This window comes from Flavobacterium hankyongi, assembly GCF_036840915.1.
GTDB lineage: Bacteria > Bacteroidota > Bacteroidia > Flavobacteriales > Flavobacteriaceae > Flavobacterium > Flavobacterium hankyongi.
In genome coordinates this window covers 2,623,024-2,644,314 of the sequence record NZ_CP085725.1, presented here as the reverse complement: position 1 = coordinate 2,644,314, position 21,291 = coordinate 2,623,024, and the positions used below count along the sequence as shown (strand labels likewise).

Sequence of the window (21,291 nt, the reverse complement as noted above, 5' to 3'; positions counted from 1 at the left end):
TATGCAAAAGGAATTAATAAAAGTAAATGCTACAGATAACATTGCTGTGGCTTTAATTGATCTTAAAGCAGGAAGTACCATCTATTTTGAGGGAGAAGAGATAAACGTTTTAGAAGATGTAAAAGCAAAACATAAAATAGCATTACAAAACTTCGAAATAGGAGACAGAATCATAATGTACGGAGTGCTCATAGGAAAAGCGAGTGCAAAAATTGAAAAAGGAGGTTTACTCTCTACATTAAATGTAAAACACGAGAGCGATAAAGTAACTGGTAAAACAGAAACTATAGACTGGAACATACCCAATATAGAAAAATGGAAAAATCGCCATTTTATGGGTTATCATAGAGAAGATGGACAAGTAGGAACTGAAAATGTATGGCTATTTTTCCCTCTGGTTTTTTGTGAAAATAGAAATATTGAAATATTGAAGGATATTTTCGAAAAAGAGTTAATGAAGCCAAAAGAAAATGATTACCAACTATTACTAAGATCCCTTGTAAACTCAGAAAAAGGAAATTCAAATTCATTAGATAAAACAAGTGATGATTCGCTCTTCAATAACGTTGAAGTGAGATTCATTACACATCAAGGAGGCTGTGGAGGTATTCGTCAAGATTCACATAGTCTAGCAAAACTTTTGGCTGGTTATGTAAACAATCCTAATGTAGCTGGCGCTACCGTATTAAGTTTAGGATGTCAAAATTTACAAATTCAAATTTTTAAAGACGCTTTAAATGAAATAAATCCTAACCTAAATAAACCTGTATTGATATACGATCAGCAGCAAATAGGTACTATCGAAGAAATGTTGAGTCGTGTGGTAAAAGATTCCTTTGAAGCAATAAAAAAGGCAAATCAATTAAAAAGAGAACCTGCTCCACTTTCTAAACTAAAAATTGGTTTAGAATGTGGTGGATCAGATGGTTTTTCAGGTATTTCAGCTAATCCAACACTAGGGGTTATTTCTGATTTAGTAGCAGCACTAGGTGGTGTTACAATACTATCAGAATTTCCTGAACTATGTGGTGTAGAACAAGAACTGGTAAACAGATGTGTGGAAGAAGAATCAGGCAAACGTTTCCTTGAATTAATGAAATGGTACGAAAAAACGGTCATAGATGCGGGATCAGGATTCGATATGAATCCATCGCCAGGTAACATTAAAGATGGACTGATCACTGATGCTATGAAATCAGCTGGTGCTGCAAAAAAAGGAGGGACCTCTCCTATTGTTGGTGTTTCCGACTATGGAGAATATATTTCAAAACCAGGATTGCACTTACTTTGCACACCAGGTAATGATGTTGAATGTACCACCGCAATGGTTGGTTCTGGAGCAAACATGGTTTTATTTACAACTGGTTTAGGAACACCTACTGGAAATCCCATTGCACCCGTCGTAAAAATTTCCTCTAATTCTACATTAGCCAGCAAAATGTCAGATATCATTGATATCGATACTGGTGGAATTATAACGGGTGAAAAATCAATAGACGAAATGGCAGATGAAATGCTAGAATTTATTATAAATGTGGCAAGTGGTGAAATTAAAACTAAAGCTGCTATTTTAAATCAGAATGATTTCATTCCTTGGAAAAGAGGAGTTTCATTATAAATATAATTTTCTCAGATTTTATTGGTTAACTAAAGCTGTGGCATTGCCCAGCTTTTTCTTTTTTAATTACTCCTAGTTGAAGATTGTCTTATTTGTAATTCAGGTTTTAAAACAACTTTTTTTTCAATCTTAATATTATCTGTATTGTTGATTTGTTCCATAAAAACTTTAGCTGCCATTTTACCCATCTCTAAAGGCGACTGATCTACAGAAGAGATTGATAATTCAAGATATCTTGTAAAAGGCTCATTACCAAAACCAAAAACACAAAATTCATCAGGTATTTTTACCCCTCGTTCTTTTAACTCTTGAATAGCGCCCAAAGCAGCAAAATCACTGGAAGAAAAAATAGCATCTGGCACTTCATTTAATGCAAGTAATTGAACCACAGCATTTTTACCTGCATCCAGATTACTCTTGGTTTGTATCACGTAGTCTTGATTGTATTTTAAACCATTGTCAAGTAAGGCTTGCTTATAACCTTTTAAACGATTTTGATAAATTTCTAAAGATTGGTCACCACACAAATGAGCTATTTTAGTACACCCTTGTTCAATAAGATTTTTTGTTGCTAAATAGCCACCTTCAAAATCATCAATAGTTACAGAACTCACTCCATCAATACTCTTTTTTCTATCAAAAAATATGAACGGTACATTATTTTTAACAACTCTCTTTATTATAGGCTCATTCTCTTCTGACATTTTGGAAATTGACATTAAAATTCCATCGACTTGAGCATTTAATAATGTTGTAATATTATCTATTTCCCTCTTTTCGTCTTCATGCGTTTGACATATAATAACATGATATCCTTCAGGGTGCAACTCGTCTTCAACACCGCGAATAACAGAGGCAAAAAAATTACTATCTATTCTTGGAACAATAACGCCTACATTAAAGCTTTTACCATTGCGCAATGATTTTGCAAGCTTATTTTGCTTGTAATTCATTTTTGCTGCTGTCTCCAATACTAACTTTCGTGTATTCTCACTAATCTTAGGATTATTGTTTAATGCTCTTGATACTGTTGCCGCAGTAATATTTAGAGCTTTAGCAATATCATAAATGGTGTTTTTTTGCTCCATACAAGGATTATTTATCTTAAAGAGATGTAAAATTAATAAAAAATAACATCTTATAAGCAATGTTATCGATTACAATCAAACATAACTTCAACCACGCTCAAAAAGCGACAATATTGCTAAAAGATTATAAAGTAAAAAGGACAGCATATTAGCAATTACGCAATAAAAATATCTTTTTTTTTATTAAGTATTTTTTTTTAAGACATTTTTTTGTTTATGTAAAAAAATATTTTAGATTTGTGTAATCGATTACATAAAAACAACTCACAACATTAAGTAATACATTATGAATAAAAATTTTATTTCTGCTTTTACTTACTTACTACTTTTTTTATCTCTTCAATTCAAATCATTTGGACAGAATGAAGCATTCGATTTGCAAAATGGCTGGAAACAATTAAAAACTGTGGAAAAAGAAATAATTTATCCGCAATTTCAAAATAAAGACTATTCTATACTTGATTTTGGTGCGCAAGCAATTGAAAATTACAATAATTCTGAAGCATTTAGAAAAACAATTGAAACATGCTCAAAAAATGGAGGTGGTAGAGTTATTGTTCCAAAAGGGAAATTTCTAACAGGGCCAATTCATTTAGAAAACAATGTTAATCTGCATCTTGAAGAAGGATCTGAGATCTTGTTTAGCACAAATCCAGATGATTATTATCCACTTGTTCATACTTCATTTGAAGGATTAGAATTAATGAACTATTCACCACTAATTTATGCTTTTAATAAAAAAAACATTGCTGTAACTGGAAAAGGAGTTCTGAATGGTCAAGCAGATAAAAATAATTGGTGGCCATGGAAAGGAAGTAATTCAGAGAATATCGATTTTGGATATAAAGTAGGTGGCCCATCACAACAAGACGAATCAAATCTCCCTCAATTAATGTTAATGGCAGAAAACAACACTCCTGTTGACGAAAGAGTCTTTGGAAAAAATCATTACTTAAGACCAAATTTTATTGAGCCTTTTGAGTGTGAAAACATATTAATTCAAGGAATAAAAATAATTAATGCCCCTTTTTGGATAATCCATCCTGTAAAAAGCAAAAATATAACTATAGATGGTGTACATATAGAAAGTCATGGACCAAATAATGATGGTTGTGATCCTGAATACTCTAAAAATGTATTGATCAAAAACTGCATTTTTAATACTGGAGATGATTGTATAGCAATTAAAGCCGGAAGAGATAGTGAAGGCAGAAGAATAGCCATAAAAAGTGAAAACATTATTGTACGAGACTGTAAAATGATAGATGGTCATGGTGGAGTCGTAATTGGAAGTGAAATGTCAGCTGGTGTATCTAATGTTTTTGTTGTGAACTGCATAATGGATAGTCCTAATCTTGATAGAGCAATTAGAATCAAAACCAATACCAAAAGAGGTGGAACAGTAGATGGATTGTATGTACGAAACCTAAAAGTTGGAAAAGTAAAGGAGTCTGTATTGAGAATAAACATGAATTACTCTGTTTATGGAAATCAAACAGGAAATTTTATACCAGAGGTTAAGAATATTTACTTACAGAACATAACTGTAGAAGACGGTGGCAAATATGCAATCTATGCAGATGGTCTTGAAAAATCAAAAATAAAAAATGTAGTACTAAATAATGTAAAAATTAAAAAAGTAAAAGAACCTTTTTCGATAACACATATAGAAAATCTTAAAATAACCAATAGCAAAATTAACAACCAAAAAATTGAACACTATTAAAAACTAAAAATAAATTATGAAAAGAAAACTAAAAATCTTAAATAGACTAAGGTTGGCTTTAGTACTATTCACATTTTTTAATCTAATTTTTATTAATTCTGCGATTGCGCAAGAAAAAATAAAAATTACAGGGATAGTTTCAGATGCAACAAACAAAGAAACTATACCTGGAGCTAATATTGTTGAAAAAGGTTCGACAAATAATGCTAGCACAGATGTTTCAGGAAAATTTACTATTACTGTAAATGATCCAAATGCTATTCTAATGGTGAGCTTTTTAGGTTATACAACCAAAGAGGTATCTTTAAATGGCAAAAAAAATATTGCAATAGAGTTAAATTCAGAAACTCAAGCACTAAAAGATATTGTAGTTGTAGGATATGGTACTATAAAAAAGTCTGACGCCACGGGAACAGTAAGTACAATATCATCAAAAGATGTTACTAGTAGAAATACCACTGGCGTATTAGAAGCTATCCAAGGAAGTGTACCTGGAGTGCAGATTAGTTCTAACTCAGGAAGATTAGGTGATGGATACAAATTAACTATAAGAGGAAATAACTCAATTTCAGGAGGAAACCCTCTATATGTTGTTGACGGAGCCTTTGTGGATGATATCAGCTATCTAAACCCTCAAGATATTGATAGAATGGATATACTAAAAGACGCTTCTTCATCTGCAATATACGGATCAAGGGGATCAAATGGAGTTGTAATAATCACCACAAAAAGTGGCTCTACCTCAAAAAAGTCATTCAATGTGAACTTTGAAACATCATTTGGAACCAAAGAAGTCGCTAGATTACCGGAAATGATGGATGGACAAAAATGGTTTTATTATCACCAATCTGCATTTCTAGCGACCGTAAATGGTGGGAACTACGCTACAACAACTCCTGCTCAAATCGCTACAGCGGTTGGCGGACCTAACAATCAAGTGTTTTTAAAAAGAGTGGCAAACAATCAAACTTTCGATTGGTATGATGCAGTATTAAAAAGTGGTATTCAACAAAATAATTACTTAAATATATCTGGCAAATCAGAAGGTGGTATAGCTTACAATCTTGGCGTAGGAATACAAAAAGAAACTGGAAACCTAGAAAATGAATCAATTGATAAATATACTCTTAAAGCAGGTTTCAATCATAAAATCAACGAAAAATTTACAACGGGAGTAAATTTAACTATTGCTAAAACCAATGAACAATTGGGAAGTGATGTTGCAATGCGAGATGCATTTCGCTTAAATCCATTTTTGTCACCTTATGCTATAGATGCAAATGGAAATGAAATTATAGGACAATTAACAGATGTTCCTGGAAAACTCTTTTTCCCTAATGGTGCTGCAGCAATAGATAAAACTAGTACTTATAACCCTTTATTGGAAATTCAAAATTCGACTGATGAAATAAAAAAATGGAGACTATTAGGGAATCTATTTTTTGAATATTCGCCAACTAAATGGATGTCATTCAAAACCTCTTATTCTGGAAATTATTTCAATGCTAAAAGAGGAAGAGCATGGGGAATAAAAACAAACGTAGGAGTGGCAAATCAAAATCTTCCGTCATCTTCTCTACTTAATAATGATGGATATAATCAAACTTGGGATAATCAAATAAATATTAAAAAAGTACTTAATAAACATAGTTTCAATTTCTTAGCTTTACAAAGTATCAATACAAATGTTTTCGAATCTAGCAATATAAGTTCACGCTTACAACCATTTGATACACAATATTATAACAATGGGTTTGCTCCGCAAAGTACGTATAATTTAGGAACTGGGTATTCTAAGAAAACGTTGAGTTCATTTGCATTAAGATTAAATTATGCATTTAATAACAAATATTTATTGACCGTTTCAAATAGATGGGATGGTTCATCTGTATTATCACCTGGTAATAAATGGGATTATTTCCCTTCTGCAGCATTAGCTTGGAAACTAAATGAAGAGTCTTTCCTTGAAAATAGTAAAATAATTTCAAACTTAAAAGCAAGAGTCAGTTATGGTTTCACTGGTAATGACAATGTTAATGCTTACACAACTATGTTCACATTAAACCAACAGACTTATTACGATTTCAATAATACTATAGCAAACGGAGGTATCTCTGCTAGTTTACCTAATAAAGATCTCACATGGGAAAAAACTAGGGAAATTAATACTGGTCTTGACTTCGGCTTCTTTAACAATAGAGTAACAGGATCTATTGATGTTTATGACCGTTTATCAGAAAAATTAATATTCCAACAAAAACTACCATTAGAAACAGGCTGGGGAGTAACTTATTCAAACGTTGGTTCAGTTAGCAACAAAGGTGTCGAAGTTTTGTTAACAACAAAAATTATTCAAAAAGAAAATATTTCATGGGATGCCACTGTAAGTTTCACTAAAAATAAAAACAAACTAGAATCTATCTATAATCAAAGTGAGGTTAGTGATATTGGTAATAATTTACATATTGGCCATAGTTTAAATTCATATTATAACTATGTATTTGATGGCATTTGGCAAGAAAGTGAGCGCGCTCTTGCATTAACTTATGGACAAACTCCAGGTCAAGCAAAAGTAAAAGACCTTAATAATGACGGTAAAATTGATGCTAAAAATGACAGAACTATAATTGGTGATTCTGATCCGGATTGGGTAGGAACTTTTAACACTTCTTTGAGGATAAAAAACTTTGACTTATCGATTTCAGCTTTTACAAATCAAGGTGTATTAGCCTACAGCCAATTCCATGAAAACTTTACAGATATGCAAGACAGAGGTAGACAAAGATTAGACATTGCTGACTGGTACATTCCCGTTAATGGAGCTGGTATACAACCCCAAAATTCTAATTCTTACCCAATGCCAAGAAATGAAGGTGCTTACTGGAACACTGCAGGAAATGATCAAGGTCAAAAAATGGGTTATTATAGAGATGCATCATTTATAAAAGTGAAAAATATTACTTTAGGCTATAATCTAGATGCTAATTTACTTTCTAAACTAAAAATTAAAAATTGTAGAATTTATGCCAATGTGTTAAATCCTTTTGTCATTACAGAATATGAAGGATATGATCCAGAATGGGCTACTGCACCATTTACAACAGGTAGAGTTAGTTCAATTACATACCAACTAGGATTTAGTTTTAACTTCTAAAAAATTACAAAATGAAAAAAATACTTTTATATGGTTTATCATTAGTTTCTTTATTTTCTTGTTCAGAGTTTATAGAGGAAGAAAACTTAAGCTTTGTAAATGCAGATGAATACTACAGAACCGCAAGTGGTTACAACGCATTAGTGAATGCTAACTATGCTCAATTAAAAGAAATATATGGAAACGACGCCTATGTTTTTGAAGCTGGTACCGATCTTTGCGCGGTAGGTTCTGGTCGTGGAACAGAACCAGAAGGCTTATCTAGATATACACAATTAAATCCCTCATCAGATGGTGGAATACAAGAACTATATGCGAGTTGTTACAAAGCAATACAAACTGCCAACATGGCAATACACTACTCAACAATAACGGAGCAAAATAGTGATGTTGCAAAATTAGTAGGTGAAGTGAAATACTTAAGAGCAAATGCATATTTTTTATTGGTACAAACCTTTGGTGGAGTTGGAATTGTAACAGAATATTTTACCAGCCCTCAACTTAGCTTTGACAGAAATTCTGCTCAAGAAGTATACAATCTCATAATCAATGATTTAACTGACGCACTTAATAATGTCGGAACCGGAACGTTCAATGGACATGTAAACAAAAGAGCGGTACAACATCTATTAGCAAAAGTATATTTAACTCGAGCTTATGAATCTTTTGGATCAGCTACTGATTTTGCGACCGCTGCTTCTTATGCTGATGATGCTATTGCAGGTCAAGGTCTAACCATCCCTTTTGCAACTTTATGGGCACCACCTACTGGTAATGAGATTATAAATGCTGAAACCTTATTTTCAGTTCAATACTCACCCGCTTCTGCTAGTACAAGCCCAACACAATTAGGGCATAAACAAGCAAATTGGTACAGTTCTTATTTAGGTGGTCCTGAAGTAGCAACTAGTGCAGGCTGGAGAAGTTACAACTTACTCCCTACTCAGTTTGCACTTAGTCTTTATACTCAAGAAGATCAACGTTTTAGAGCAACATTTATGGTAGAGGTGTTATGGCGTTATTATGGTCACTTCGACGGTAACAATCCTACTGGAAAAACAAGACACTATTATGCTCCACAATGGGCAACTCCTGCTGATATTACTTCCTATATAGCATCACATCCAGGTGTTCAAGTGCATCAATGGGGAACTTATGGAGCAGGAGTAGTAAGTAGTGACTATCAAACTATACCTACAAAAAAGTTTGATGATCCTAAAGCTCCATACGCTACAAATGCAAAAGTAAGTACCAGAGACATCATTCTATCAAGATTAGGTGAAACATATTTAATTGCAGCTGAAGCTTATCTAAATACTAACCCAACGGTAGGTTTACAAAGATTAAACGCTGTAAGGGCTAGAGCTGGAATTACCACTCCTTTAACTACATATGATATAGATACGGTTTTAGATGAAAGAGCTAGAGAACTTTTTGGAGAATACCATAGATGGTTTGATTTGAAACGTACCAATAAATTAGTTGAAAGAGCATCACTACATAATTATCTTATCAACGCAGCTAACTTTAATGGAGCTAATGGTGTACTTAAAATTTTAAGACCAATTCCTCAATCAGCTATAGATTTAAACAAGAATAAAAATTTCCCTCAAAACCCTGCATATTTATAAGTTTGAGTAAGTTATATAGATAGTTGAAAATAAAGGGCTTAATCCAACTTTTAAGCCCTTTATGATCAAAATCTCTTATTTTTAAAAACATCAAAATACCATGAAATATTATAATTGCTTACTCTTTTTATCTATTTACTTTACTTCTTGTGGTCAATCTCAAAAAACAACCTCAAGAAATTCAAGTAATAATTCCACACTAGCCGAAATTTCTGTAAAAGAAGGCGGAAAATGGGAAGGAAGAAAATATATTGGTGGTACATTCAAAAATGTTGAAAAACTAAAATTAGCAAAAGAGCACACAGACCATTCTTTTGATATACGCTATGAAGGACCTGGCTGGGAAAGCAATAAAATTGGTTACAGATTGTACCTAGACTGGAGAAATGCTATTGATATTTTTGGTAAAAAAACGAATAAAATCATTCTTCCTCAAGTTGGTCAAGATGGCTTTGATTCCTATCATCAAATGAGTGATTGGGGTCAGGACATTTTAAAAGCTGGCAAAGGGATTGGTATAGGATCCATCGATCGATTCTATAATAAAGAAAGACAACACTTTTATGTAGTTGATTCAACAATCGCTTCTGTTCAAAATAGCACAAATACATCAACTGTAAAAATAAATTATCATGGATGGAAAACAGCAGATGATATAATTGATCTTAGATCAGAATTAACTATAGAAAAAGACCAGAGACATACTAAACATTCCTTTCAGTCATCAAAGAAAATTAACGGAATTTGCACTGGAATAGTGAAACAAAAAAATACCGAAATTCTAAAAGGAATTAGTAAAAATAAAAAATGGGCATACATTGCTACTTATGGGCAACAATCTTTGATTCCTGACAAATTAGGAATGGCAATTTTTTATGAAATGAATACAGTCGAAAATGAGGTTGAAACAGAACTAGATCATCTGCTAGTCTTCAAACCTTCAACTAATCTAGTTGATTTTTACTTTACTGCAGCATGGGAACAAGAGGTTAACGGAATTAATTCTAAGGAAGATTTTAAAAAATACTTAGATGAAAAATTAACACTTTTGAATACTAAAAATAAAATTTAATATTACTACCTATCTGAAGATGAAAAATACCTCCCCAAAATCTATCATCATAACTTTAATAAGCTGTTTTGCAATGCATTTAAATGCTCAAAACAGTATGATTTCAAAAAAACTGAAATGGTCTGAAAGAATGGCCTTAACGATTATGTCACAACATAAAGAATCCTACATGATCGATAATGCAACTTCACCAAAATGGGACTATGTTCATGGTCTAGTTTTAACATCATTTGAAGAACTAAATAAACAATTTCCAAAAAAAACATACCAAGACTATATTAAAAGTTATGCTGATAAATTAATTAAAAATGATGGTTCAATAGAAACTTATAAAATTGATTCATACAATATTGACATGATTGTTGCGGGTCGTTTATTATTTAATCTATACGACACAACAAAAGAAACCAAATATTTAACTGCTCTCCAAACACTAAAAAAGCAAATTGAAGAACAACCTAGAACTATAAGTGGTGGCTTTTGGCACAAAAAAATATATCCTAATCAAATGTGGCTTGATGGTTTGTACATGGGAGAACCTTTTTATGCTCATTACACAAAAACTTTTGAGAATGGTAAAAACTTTGATGATATTGCCAAGCAATTTGAGCTAATAGAAAAGAATGATAAAGATCCAAAAACAAAACTTTTATATCATGCTTGGGATGAAAGCAAACAAATGCCTTGGGCAAATCAATCAACTGGCTCCTCACCTAATTTCTGGTCGAGATCTTTAGGGTGGTATGCAATGGCACTAGTAGACGTACTTGATTATTTCCCAAAAGATCATCCTAAATATAACCAACTTGTTAATTATTTGAATGGACTAGCAGATGCATTAATCCCTTTTCAGGATAAAACAGGTTTATGGTATCAAGTCACTGATAAAGGAGAACTAAAAGGAAATTACCTTGAGGGTTCTGGCTCTGCAATGTTTGTTTATGCATTGGCTAAAGGAGTAAATAAAGGTTATCTCCCAAAAAAATACAAAAAGTTTGCTCTGAAAGGATTTGACGGGATAACTAAACATCTCATAAAAACAAACGAAAAAGGTGAAATCACAATTACACAAGTTTGTGCTGTAGCAGGATTAGGCGGTAATCCTTATCGTGATGGATCCTATGAATATTACATTAATGAAAAGAAAAAAGATAACGATCCAAAAGCTACTGGCCCTTTTATTTTAGCCGCTTTAGAATTAAATAAATAATTATGAAAACGGTGCTTCTATACATAATAGGTTATTTTACCAACTTGTTTGTTTTAGAAACACATCTTGATTACTGGTATAATTTGATCGATATTCAAGATAATAGTAAAATAATTAACAAAATAAAAAATAACAGCGTAAAGCAAATTGACGATTATAATATAATTGTAGATAGTAATGGAAAAGGCGATTTCACTAGTATCCAAAATGCAATAAATGCTGCTCGTTCATATCCAGATAAACGAATTACTATTTTTATTAAAAATGGTCTATATATAGAAAAAGTTAAAATTCATGCTTGGAATACTAAAATAACTTTAATTGGTGAAAGCACAGAAAAAACCATAATCTCCTACAATGATCATTTTAAAAAAATAAATTTGGGTCGCAATAGCACCTTTCACACTTACACTGTTTTAGTAGAAGGCAATGACTGTATTGTAAAGAATTTAACCATTGAAAATTCATCAGGAGAAGTAGGACAAGCTGTCGCGTTAAATGTAAACGCAAACAGAGTAATTGTATCGAACTGCAGTTTACTAGGCAATCAAGATACTTTATATACCTCAGGCGAAAATTGCAAAAACTATTTTAAAGACTGCTATATTGAAGGAACAACCGATTTTATATTTGGTGATGCGACAGTATACTTTGAAAATTGTGTAATACACAGTAAAAGCAATTCCTACATTACAGCAGCATCAACTCCAGAAAATCATGAATTTGGTTATGTATTCAGAGATTGCCAATTAACCGCTAATGAAACGACAACAAAAGTTTATTTAGCTAGACCATGGAGAAACTATGCTAAAACGGTTTTTATTAATTGTGAGATAGGAGTTCATATTCTACCTGAAGGTTGGCATAATTGGTCTAAACCCGAAGCTGAAAAAACTACTTTTTATGCAGAATATAATTGCAAAGGAAAAGGTTCTAACGTTGAAAAAAGAGTAAAGTGGTCACACCAGCTTTCAAAAAAAGAAATTAAACGATATACCATAAGCAATATACTTAAAGACGAGATTAAAAATTGGTATTTAAATTAAGAATAAATAGAAAACAAATAAGATTGCCCTAAAAAACCTGAATTTTTTAATTATTAACTAAATAAATTAAAACCATGAGACTAAAATCAAATTTGTATTGGTCGACACTGCTATCAGCAATTTTTTGCTTTGGATGCAGTTCTAACAATGATGAAGTCATTGTAAACAACGAAATCTCTAAATCATCAACACAAACAGCAAAGGTTGGTGATTGTACATCGGTACCTGGATGGGCATCGCAGAACGGTGGTACTACTGGGGGAAGTAGTGCTTCTGAAACAACTGTTAGCACTTATGCTGCATTAAAATCAGCAATTGAAAATGCTTCAGTTAAAGTTATTAAAGTTACTGGAACTATTACATTTCCATTAGCAGGAAGAATTGCATTCCAAGATCAAACTGGAAAAACAATCTATGGTGCTGCTGGTGCTAAACTAGTTTCTAGTGATCAAACCAAAGCGAACTCAGGAATTATGAATGTTAAAAGATGTAAAAATATCATTTTTAGAAACTTAATATTTGAAGGACCAGGCGCTTATGATACTGATGGTTGGGATAATCTTATTTTAGATAATTGCCAAAATGTTTGGGTAGATCATTGTGAATTTAGAGATGGTGTTGATGGAAATTTTGACATCAAAAATCAATCTGACTATATTTCTGTTAGTTATTGTAAATTTACTTATCTAAAACCTCCAAGAGCTGGTGGATCAGGTGGATCTGATGATCATAGATACTCTAACTTAATTGGATCTAGTGATGGAGCAACTGCTGATAGAGGAAAATTAAGAATTACTTTTGCTCGTTGCTGGTGGGCATCAGGTTGCAAAGAAAGAATGCCAAGAGTTCGTTTTGGTAAAGTTCATATCATAAACAGTCTTTTTAATAGTAGTGTAAGTAATAAATGTATTGCTGCTGGATTTGAAGCTAATATTCGAGTAACTAGTAATGTTTTCGAAAATGTTAATGATCCCATTAGTATTATGAATAGTCCAACTGCCATTACGGTAGAAAATAATAATACTTTTACTAATACTACTGGAAATAGTTCAGGTACAGGAACAGCTTTTACTCCTCCTTATTCTATTGTAACTTTAGCTGCATCTGCAGTTAAAGCAAATGTTACTTCTTCAACAGGTGCTGGAGCAACACTTGGCGGAAATATCTGTGGTTCATTTTAATTTTTTCATAAAAAGAAAGGGCTTCTTAAGGAAGCCTTTCTTTAATTTTTAAAAGATAAACTAATGAAACATTTAATTCTTATAATAAGCTTGTTGACTATAAATTGTTTTTCTCAAAAAACAACAATCTATACGATTGGTGATTCGACAATGGCAAACAAAGAAAATCCTGAAAAAAATCCTGAAAGAGGTTGGGGACAAATGTTATCAACTTTTTTCACTGATGAAGTAGTTATTGATAACCGTGCTGTTAATGGTAGAAGCACTCGCAGTTTTATTGATTTAAAATTATGGGAATCTGTTTATAATTCACTAAAAAAAGGGGATTATGTATTTATACAGTTTGGTCACAATGATGGTAAATTAACCGATCCTACCCGTTATACTAACCCTCATACCAGCTACAGACACAACTTAATTAAGTTCATAGTAGAAACTAGAGAAAAAAAGGCTATTCCTATATTATTTTCTTCTATTACTAGAAGAACTTTTAATGAACAAGGAGTATTAATTGATTCACATGGTGATTATACTCAAGAAATGCGTTTAGTTGCCCAAGAATACAAAGTTCCGTTTATAGATATGCAATACTATACAGAATTATTAGAAGAATCATATGGAGTCGAAAAATCTAAAGAACTCCATTTACATTTCAACCCTGAAGAAAATAGTTATATTCCAAAAGGGATTGAAGACAATACTCATCTATCTATAAAAGGAGCTACTGAAGTTGCAAAAATAGCCGTGCAACAAATAAAACTATTGGATATTCCTCTAAAGAAAGAAGTTAAGTTATAGGAATACTGGTTTTAATCAAAACAAAAAAGAGCTCAATAAATATGAGCCCTTCTTATTAATTTATCTAGAATAAAACCTTAATTACTAAAATTTATCTTCTATTCATATAAACAGAAACGTAATACAACAAGGTTGCAATAGAACCAATTGCTGCCACTACATACGTTCTTGCAGCCCATTTTAAAGCATCTTCAGCTCCTGCATATTCTGCCTGATTAACCATATTCTTGTTTTTTAACCATGCTAAAGCTCGATTACTTGCATCATATTCTACTGGAAGTGTAATTAATGAAAACAATGTAGTTGCTGCAAAAACCACAATACCTATAAGTAATAATCCCGGAAATACTTTAATCATTAAAATTCCTGCCAAGAGTATCCATTGTACAAAGCTTGAAGTTATTTGAACAATAGGAACTAATTTAGAACGCATTTCTAACCATTCGTACCCTACTGCATGTTGCACGGCGTGACCACATTCGTGAGCTGCCACTGCTGCTGCTGCTGCGTTTCGTTGATTATACACTCCTTCTGATAAATTTACAGTTTTGTCTGCCGGATTATAGTGATCTGTAAGCATTCCTGGTGTAGAAATTACTTTTACATCATAGATTCCATTATCTGCCAACATCTTCTCAGCAATTTCGGCTCCACTCATTCCATTTTGCAATTGCAATTTTGAATAGTGTTCAAATTTGCTTTTTAATCTTGAACTCACTAACCAACTCACTAACATAATAGCACCGGCCAATATCATATATCCTGATCCCATAGTTTATTAACTTATATTTTTAAATTTATAAAATTACCATCAAATTACAAGCCATTCTCTAAATTTAGAAATTGAAATGTCAACTTGTCATTTATTTGCAAATTGTTACAAAAGCAATTAATTCGGTAGCTTCATAATACGTAAACGACACATTAATTACTTCATAACCTTGATTTGATTTTTCATTTAAAAAATGCTCAACTTCTTTTGCTAGATCTTCTTTCATACCTTTAAATCCAGCAGATTTTTTTAAAATATGAACTTCGTGTTTTTTCATCTTTAGTTTATTTTTTTGAGATAAATTCAGTCATTGTCTTTACTAATTCAGTAGAAACTGGTAAATCTGGATTATTATATGTAGCAACATTTTCTTGCTTATCTAAAGCTACCATTTTAAAAATATGATTCATCCCTTCAATAATTATCTTTTTTGAATTTTTACTAGAATTTGAAAGTAAATCAGCATCTTTTACACTTACCTGAATATCTGTAGCTCCTTGAACAATTAAAACAGGAATATTCAATTTCTTTATATCTTCCTGTGGATTATGTTTAAACCAAGAAATCATGTACGGTTGAACACTTTTTCTAAATACTGAGTTTAACATTGGATTTACGTCCTCTACTAGTTCACCTTTTTTTAATTTGTCGATAATTGGAAAACACATATCCTTAACCATTTGTGGTTGTGAATCCAATTGTTCTTTTAGAGTCAAATCTGCTGATTGTCCAGCTCCTGCAAGAGACACAAACTTATCGATATTAGACAAATTCATCCCAATCAAAGATCCTTCACTATGCCCTATAACAACAACTTGACTGAAACGTTTGTCTTTTTTAAGAAATTCAACCCAATGTTGCGCATCCGAAATAAAATCTTCAAATCGTAAATCTTCTTCTTTCGTTACAATTGTTGAACTTCCTGCCACTCCTCTTTTGTCATAACGAACAGACGCAATACCATTTTTAGCTAATTCTTGCGCCAGTAATTTCAATGAATTATTTTTCATCATTGGGTTATTACCGTCTCTATCTGTTGGGCCAGAACCAGCAATAATTAAGGCTACCGGTGAGTTTTTCTTTTGATTTGGCAAGCATAAAGTCCCTAATACTTTTCCTTCTTTGATCGATACCTCAACAGGATTTTCAACAAAAGACAAATCTAATGTTGTTTGAGCTTGCATGGCGAAAGACAAAGTTATCATCACCACAAATAGGATTTTTTTCATTTATTGTTTTCTTTATTATACGTAATTTCTTAAAAATGTTACAAAAAGAAATCCCAAATTCGCACTTCGACAAGCTCAGTAACCAAATTTGGGATTTAAAATATTAACTATAAAAATTTCTCTTATTTAGGCTTGACATATTGCAATGCTTCTGGCCCCATAAAGGCTGCTAAAACAAAACCAACTATAACTACCAATATTATTAAAATAAAATATCCTAAAATTGTCAAACCCAAAACACCAAAAACCCTCATCAAAATACTCTTAAAAGGTTTGTCCTTATAAAATTCTTTAAAAAACAATATTAATATAGGTAAAATTAATAAAGTAGAAAATTGTGCAATAGTTCCAAAAACAACAACCGAATGTCTGAAAAAAAACATAATAGGATATACTAAAACTATATATACTAATGTATAATACGACAAAATGTATGCATTAATTACAATGTGTTCATAATAATTGTTACCACATTTACTAAAAGCAATTTTGGTTGCTATTGAAAAGAACGGAATCAGAAGAAGCATTAGTATAGAACTATAACTGGAAAGTAAAGACATGGCATCGACCATGGCTTTCGAATTAATCTGGTTTTGAGAATAAAAAGCATTCATGATTTCATTAAAATTCAAAATTTTATATGAAATAAAAGCAGCAATACTACTTAAAACAAAAATCAATAAAATAGGTTTATAATGATTTACCCTATTTCCGTCTATAAAATCCTTGGCTGTCTTTCCTGGATTACGCAAAATGTTTTTAACTGAATACAGAAATCCTTTATTAGTATGTAATAATGTGTATTGAATTTCGTCCCAGATATACTTTCTGTCAATTCTTTTATATTTCTTTTGTCCGCAATTACCACAAAAACTCGCTGTGATAATTTCATTGCAATTTTGACAACTTTCAGCCATTTTAATTATAATTTACGCGATTTTATTTCTTTTTCATACGTTTTACTATTTATCCACATTACTACTGCGATTGGCAGAAAAAACAAAGGGAAAAATGTAAAAAAACCAATACCTTTTACTGTAGTTGTAAAAATGGCCGATAGAATCATTAATAAAAAAATAATGCTATATGCGATTAGTAAAGTCTTCGCTAATTTATTTTCTTTTAATAATTGTTGGTCATCTAATTTAGAGAAGTCTTTTTGTTTCATTTTGAATAGTATGTTAGATTGTCATTATTCTGTAAATTTTATTTTTTTTATTAAACACAAACAAAATTTGAAAATTCTTACAAGAATAAAACAAAAAACGATTATTTCAAAGAACATTATTTTCAGAATGAACATACAATCCAAAAAAATAATACTCAAAAAACAATTAATTAATTTTTATAAAAAAATAAAAAGTATTATTTTTCCTACATTATAACTAAAAACTAATCAATTATGGAAAAATTTAGTGCTTTTGCATTGAGTAAACAGGAAGCAAAACAAATTAATGGTAATGGACAAGTAACCTACACAATTACTGTTACAGGTGGAGGGACAACTAGTATTACAACTGTGTCATTTAATGATGCTAACAACAATGGTGAATGGGATGCTGGTGAAAGCGGATACGAATGGACTGTTTACAGAGATTCTGAAGGTCCTCAAGAATAAAAAGGCTGCATGATGCAGCCTTTTTTATAGTTATAATCTGAAAATTTTTATCATCCTACTAGATTAATAATCTTCCCAGGAACGATAATCACTTTGTTTGGTGTTCTTCCTTGCAATTGATTTTGTGTTCTTTCGTCAGCCATTACAATTTCTTCGATTTGAGCTGCGGTTAAATCCAATGGTAATTTAATCGTGAAACGCATTTTCCCGTTGAAAGAAACTGGATATTCTTTTTCAGATTCTACTAAATATTTCTCTTCAAACTTAGGGAAAGCCACAGTCGAAATCGAACCTTCATGACCTAAAGCACTCCATAATTCTTCCGCAATATGTGGCGCATACGGCGAAACAATGATTGCCAATGGCTCTAAAATAGCTCTGTGATTACATTTTTGTTGTGCCAATTCATTTACACAAATCATAAACTGTGACACTGATGTATTGAAAGAGAAATTCTCAATATCCTCCGTAACTTTCTTGATGGTTTTATGTAATGATTTGTACATGTCTGCCGTTGGTTCTTCGTCTTTAACAATCAAACCGTTGTCGTCAAAATACAATCGCCATAGTTTTTTCAGGAATCCTGAAACTCCTGTAATACCAGCAGTATTCCAAGGTTTTGCCTGTTCTAATGGCCCAAGGAACATTTCGTATAAACGTAACGTATCAGCTCCGTATTCTACACAAATATTGTCTGGTGTTACTACGTTGTATTTTGATTTGGACATTTTTTCGACCTCGCGAGAAACTATGTATTTCCCGTTATCTTCATAAATAAATTCAGCATTCTTATATTCTTCTCGCCAGTTTTTGAAAGCTTCAACATCCAATTCATCAGAAGAATTTACAAAATTCACATCAGTATGAGGATTTACAACTGAACATCTATAATCGTAGCATTCATCCAATAAATTTTCTTCAGGATTTATAAATTTTAATTCTGGAAACTTTTCACTAATTAATTTATTTAAAACATCGTTATATACAATTCCGTATTCATCCATTTCAAACTCCTTTGAACTAAAAATATTCTTTGAAATACCTATAAAAAAAGGACGAGGAAGATCAACAGCGATTGGCTCTTTATCTCCAAACAAAACTTCTCCAGAATCACGATAACTAATCTCAACCCAAACACCCTGAACAAAAGCACTAGTTCCCAAAATCATCCCTTGGTTAATCAACTTTTTGAATGGTTCTTCGGTTGGTGCAAATCCTTTATCTTTTAAGAATTTATTCCAAAAACGGGAATACAACAAGTGGCCGGTAGCGTGCTCGCTTCCGCCAATGTATAAATCTACATTCTCCCAGTATTTTAAAGCATCTGCAGAAGCAAAATCAGTATCATTGTGTGCATCCATGTAACGCATCCAGTACCATGAACTTCCTGCCCAACCTGGCATCGTATTTAATTCTAATGGGAAAACTTTTTCATCATCAATAAATTCATTACCAACTATTGTATTGTTTACAGTATCCCACGCCCAATTCGTGGCATTTCCTAATGGTGGTTGACCGTCTTCTGTTGGTAAATACTTTTCTACTTCTGGTAAAACGATTGGCAAATGTTCTTTAGCAATCATTTGTGGCAATCCATTCACGTAATATACCGGAAATGGCTCACCCCAGTAACGCTGACGAGAGAAAACCGCGTCACGTAAACGGTAATTTACTTTGGCTTTTCCAGCACCAATTTTTTCTAATTCTTCAATTACTTTCTTCGTTCCCGATTTGTAATCCAATCCGTTTAAGAAATCAGAATCAACCAATTCAAACCCACCTTTTTCGCCATAAGCGGCTTCCGAAATATCTTGATTGAAAATATTTTTAATCGCTGGCATTCCGTTGGTCCCTTTGAAGAAATTAGCAAACGCATAATCACGTTCATCACCACAAGGAACCGCCATAACAGCACCTGTTCCATAACCGGCCAATACATAATCACCAATCCAAACAGGAATTGGTTCTTTTGTGAAAGGATGTTCAGCATAAGCTCCCGTGAAAACTCCTGAAATTGTCTTCACATCGGCCATACGCTCTCTTTCAGAACGTTTTGCTGTAGCTTCTACATAGGCTTCTACAGCTTCCTTTTGTTCAGCAGTAGTAATTTTTGAAACCAACTCATGCTCTGGTGCCAAAGTCATAAATGTCACTCCAAAAATAGTATCAGGACGTGTAGTAAAGACTTCTATAAATTGGTTCTCGACTGCGCTCGAACTGACAGCAAAACGAACCGATGCTCCCACCGATTTACCAATCCAATTACGCTGCGATTCTTTCAACGATTCAGTCCAATCTATGGTTTCCAAACCTTGTAACAATCTTTCAGCATACGCCGAAATACGCATTGACCATTGCGTCATTTTTTTACGGATAACAGGATGTCCTCCACGCTCCGAAACTCCGTTTACGATTTCGTCATTCGCTAAAACCGTTCCTAATGCAGGGCACCAGTTTACTTCAGTTTCTGCTAAATATGTTAAACGATATTGTAATAATACTTGTTGTTTCTTTTCTTCAGAATACGAATTCCAATCAGAAGGGAAAAATATTTCAGTATTATCATCGCAAACCGCATGAATAGTTGCGTTACCACTTCTTTCAAAAATTTGAATCAATTCCGAAATATCCTCAGCTCTATCGGTTTCTTTATTGTACCAAGAATTGAATAATTGGATAAAAATCCATTGTGTATGTTTATAATAATCAGGATTTGAAGTACGTACTTCTCTACTCCAATCGAAAGAAAAACCGATTTTATCTAACTGCTCACGGTAGCGCGCAATATTTTCCTTAGTCGTTTTTTCAGGATGTTGTCCTGTTTGAATCGCATATTGTTCAGCTGGTAAACCAAATGAATCATACCCTTGCGGATGCAACACATTAAATCCTTGATGTCTTTTGTAACGCGCTACAATATCAGAAGCGATGTATCCCAGTGGATGTCCAACATGTAATCCTGCCCCTGAAGGGTAAGGAAACATATCCAATACGTAATATTTGGGTTGATTTGAATCATTTTTGGCAACAAACGTTTGATGGTCTGCCCAATATTTTTGCCATTTGGCTTCGATTTGTTCGTGAAAGTATTTCATCTTTAGCGTTTCAATGTGTCAAAGTGGAAAGTCACAAAGTTCTCCCACACTTA

The 21,291-nt window shown here is 32.5% G+C and carries 17 protein-coding genes; 10 read left to right on the top strand and 7 right to left on the bottom strand.

Features of this window, described 5'->3' with window-relative positions:
* Position 1 precedes the first annotated feature (1 nt).
* Positions 2 to 1,618, top strand: a complete 1,617-nt coding sequence (locus LJY17_RS12100) for a UxaA family hydrolase (protein ID WP_264544080.1) — start codon at positions 2 to 4, stop codon at positions 1,616 to 1,618.
* 62 nt (positions 1,619 to 1,680) lie between these two features.
* On the opposite strand, the gene LJY17_RS12095 is transcribed toward LJY17_RS12100, so the two are convergent.
* Entirely contained in the window at positions 1,681 to 2,706 is a 1,026-nt protein-coding gene (locus tag LJY17_RS12095) for a LacI family DNA-binding transcriptional regulator (protein WP_264544079.1), read from the bottom strand.
* Between the two features lie 286 nt (positions 2,707 to 2,992).
* Between LJY17_RS12095 and LJY17_RS12090 the strand changes: the two genes are divergently transcribed.
* From LJY17_RS12090 to LJY17_RS12055, 8 genes are all read left to right on the top strand, one after another.
* Positions 2,993 to 4,432, top strand: coding sequence for a glycoside hydrolase family 28 protein (locus LJY17_RS12090; protein WP_264544078.1), 1,440 nt, complete (start codon positions 2,993 to 2,995; stop codon positions 4,430 to 4,432).
* A gap of 16 nt (positions 4,433 to 4,448) precedes the next feature.
* Positions 4,449 to 7,586, top strand: a complete 3,138-nt coding sequence (locus LJY17_RS12085; RefSeq protein WP_264544077.1) for a SusC/RagA family TonB-linked outer membrane protein — start codon at positions 4,449 to 4,451, stop codon at positions 7,584 to 7,586.
* 11 nt (positions 7,587 to 7,597) lie between these two features.
* Complete coding sequence (locus LJY17_RS12080; RefSeq protein ID WP_264544076.1) at positions 7,598 to 9,217, top strand: RagB/SusD family nutrient uptake outer membrane protein; 1,620 nt, start codon at positions 7,598 to 7,600, stop codon at positions 9,215 to 9,217.
* Positions 9,218 to 9,317: 100 nt separating this feature from the next.
* Positions 9,318 to 10,289 (top strand): DUF4861 domain-containing protein, encoded by a 972-nt coding sequence (locus tag LJY17_RS12075; RefSeq protein WP_264544075.1) that lies wholly within the window; start codon positions 9,318 to 9,320, stop codon positions 10,287 to 10,289.
* Between the two features lie 97 nt (positions 10,290 to 10,386).
* Positions 10,387 to 11,499: a glycoside hydrolase family 88/105 protein gene (locus LJY17_RS12070; protein WP_413614511.1), complete on the top strand. Its 1,113-nt coding sequence runs from the start codon at positions 10,387 to 10,389 to the stop codon at positions 11,497 to 11,499.
* Between the two features lie 2 nt (positions 11,500 to 11,501).
* Complete coding sequence (locus LJY17_RS12065) at positions 11,502 to 12,545, top strand: pectinesterase family protein (protein ID WP_264544074.1); 1,044 nt, start codon at positions 11,502 to 11,504, stop codon at positions 12,543 to 12,545.
* A 74-nt stretch (positions 12,546 to 12,619) separates the two neighbouring features.
* Complete coding sequence (locus LJY17_RS12060) at positions 12,620 to 13,726, top strand: pectate lyase family protein (RefSeq protein ID WP_264544073.1); 1,107 nt, start codon at positions 12,620 to 12,622, stop codon at positions 13,724 to 13,726.
* A 63-nt stretch (positions 13,727 to 13,789) separates the two neighbouring features.
* Complete coding sequence (locus tag LJY17_RS12055; protein WP_264544072.1) at positions 13,790 to 14,524, top strand: rhamnogalacturonan acetylesterase; 735 nt, start codon at positions 13,790 to 13,792, stop codon at positions 14,522 to 14,524.
* Positions 14,525 to 14,615: 91 nt separating this feature from the next.
* Here the strand turns inward: LJY17_RS12055 and LJY17_RS12050 are convergent, their stop codons facing one another.
* The 5 genes from LJY17_RS12050 to LJY17_RS12030 form a co-directional block, all read right to left on the bottom strand.
* Positions 14,616 to 15,296, bottom strand: coding sequence for a zinc metallopeptidase (locus LJY17_RS12050; RefSeq protein WP_264544071.1), 681 nt, complete (start codon positions 15,294 to 15,296; stop codon positions 14,616 to 14,618).
* Positions 15,297 to 15,387: 91 nt separating this feature from the next.
* Entirely contained in the window at positions 15,388 to 15,573 is a 186-nt protein-coding gene (locus LJY17_RS12045) for a hypothetical protein (protein ID WP_264544070.1), read from the bottom strand.
* A gap of 7 nt (positions 15,574 to 15,580) precedes the next feature.
* Complete coding sequence (locus LJY17_RS12040) at positions 15,581 to 16,525, bottom strand: alpha/beta hydrolase (protein WP_264544069.1); 945 nt, start codon at positions 16,523 to 16,525, stop codon at positions 15,581 to 15,583.
* A 122-nt stretch (positions 16,526 to 16,647) separates the two neighbouring features.
* Positions 16,648 to 17,442, bottom strand: coding sequence for a DUF3667 domain-containing protein (locus LJY17_RS12035; RefSeq protein WP_264544068.1), 795 nt, complete (start codon positions 17,440 to 17,442; stop codon positions 16,648 to 16,650).
* A 5-nt stretch (positions 17,443 to 17,447) separates the two neighbouring features.
* Positions 17,448 to 17,693, bottom strand: coding sequence for a hypothetical protein (locus LJY17_RS12030; protein WP_264544067.1), 246 nt, complete (start codon positions 17,691 to 17,693; stop codon positions 17,448 to 17,450).
* Positions 17,694 to 17,927: 234 nt separating this feature from the next.
* Here LJY17_RS12030 and LJY17_RS12025 point away from each other — a divergent pair, with 234 nt between their 5' ends.
* On the top strand, positions 17,928 to 18,143 hold the full coding sequence (locus LJY17_RS12025) for a hypothetical protein (RefSeq protein ID WP_264544066.1): 216 nt from the start codon (positions 17,928 to 17,930) through the stop codon (positions 18,141 to 18,143).
* Between the two features lie 50 nt (positions 18,144 to 18,193).
* Here LJY17_RS12025 and LJY17_RS12020 read toward each other — a convergent pair whose 3' ends face one another.
* Entirely contained in the window at positions 18,194 to 21,238 is a 3,045-nt protein-coding gene (locus LJY17_RS12020; protein WP_264544065.1) for a leucine--tRNA ligase, read from the bottom strand.
* Between the last annotated feature and the right edge of the window lie 53 nt (positions 21,239 to 21,291).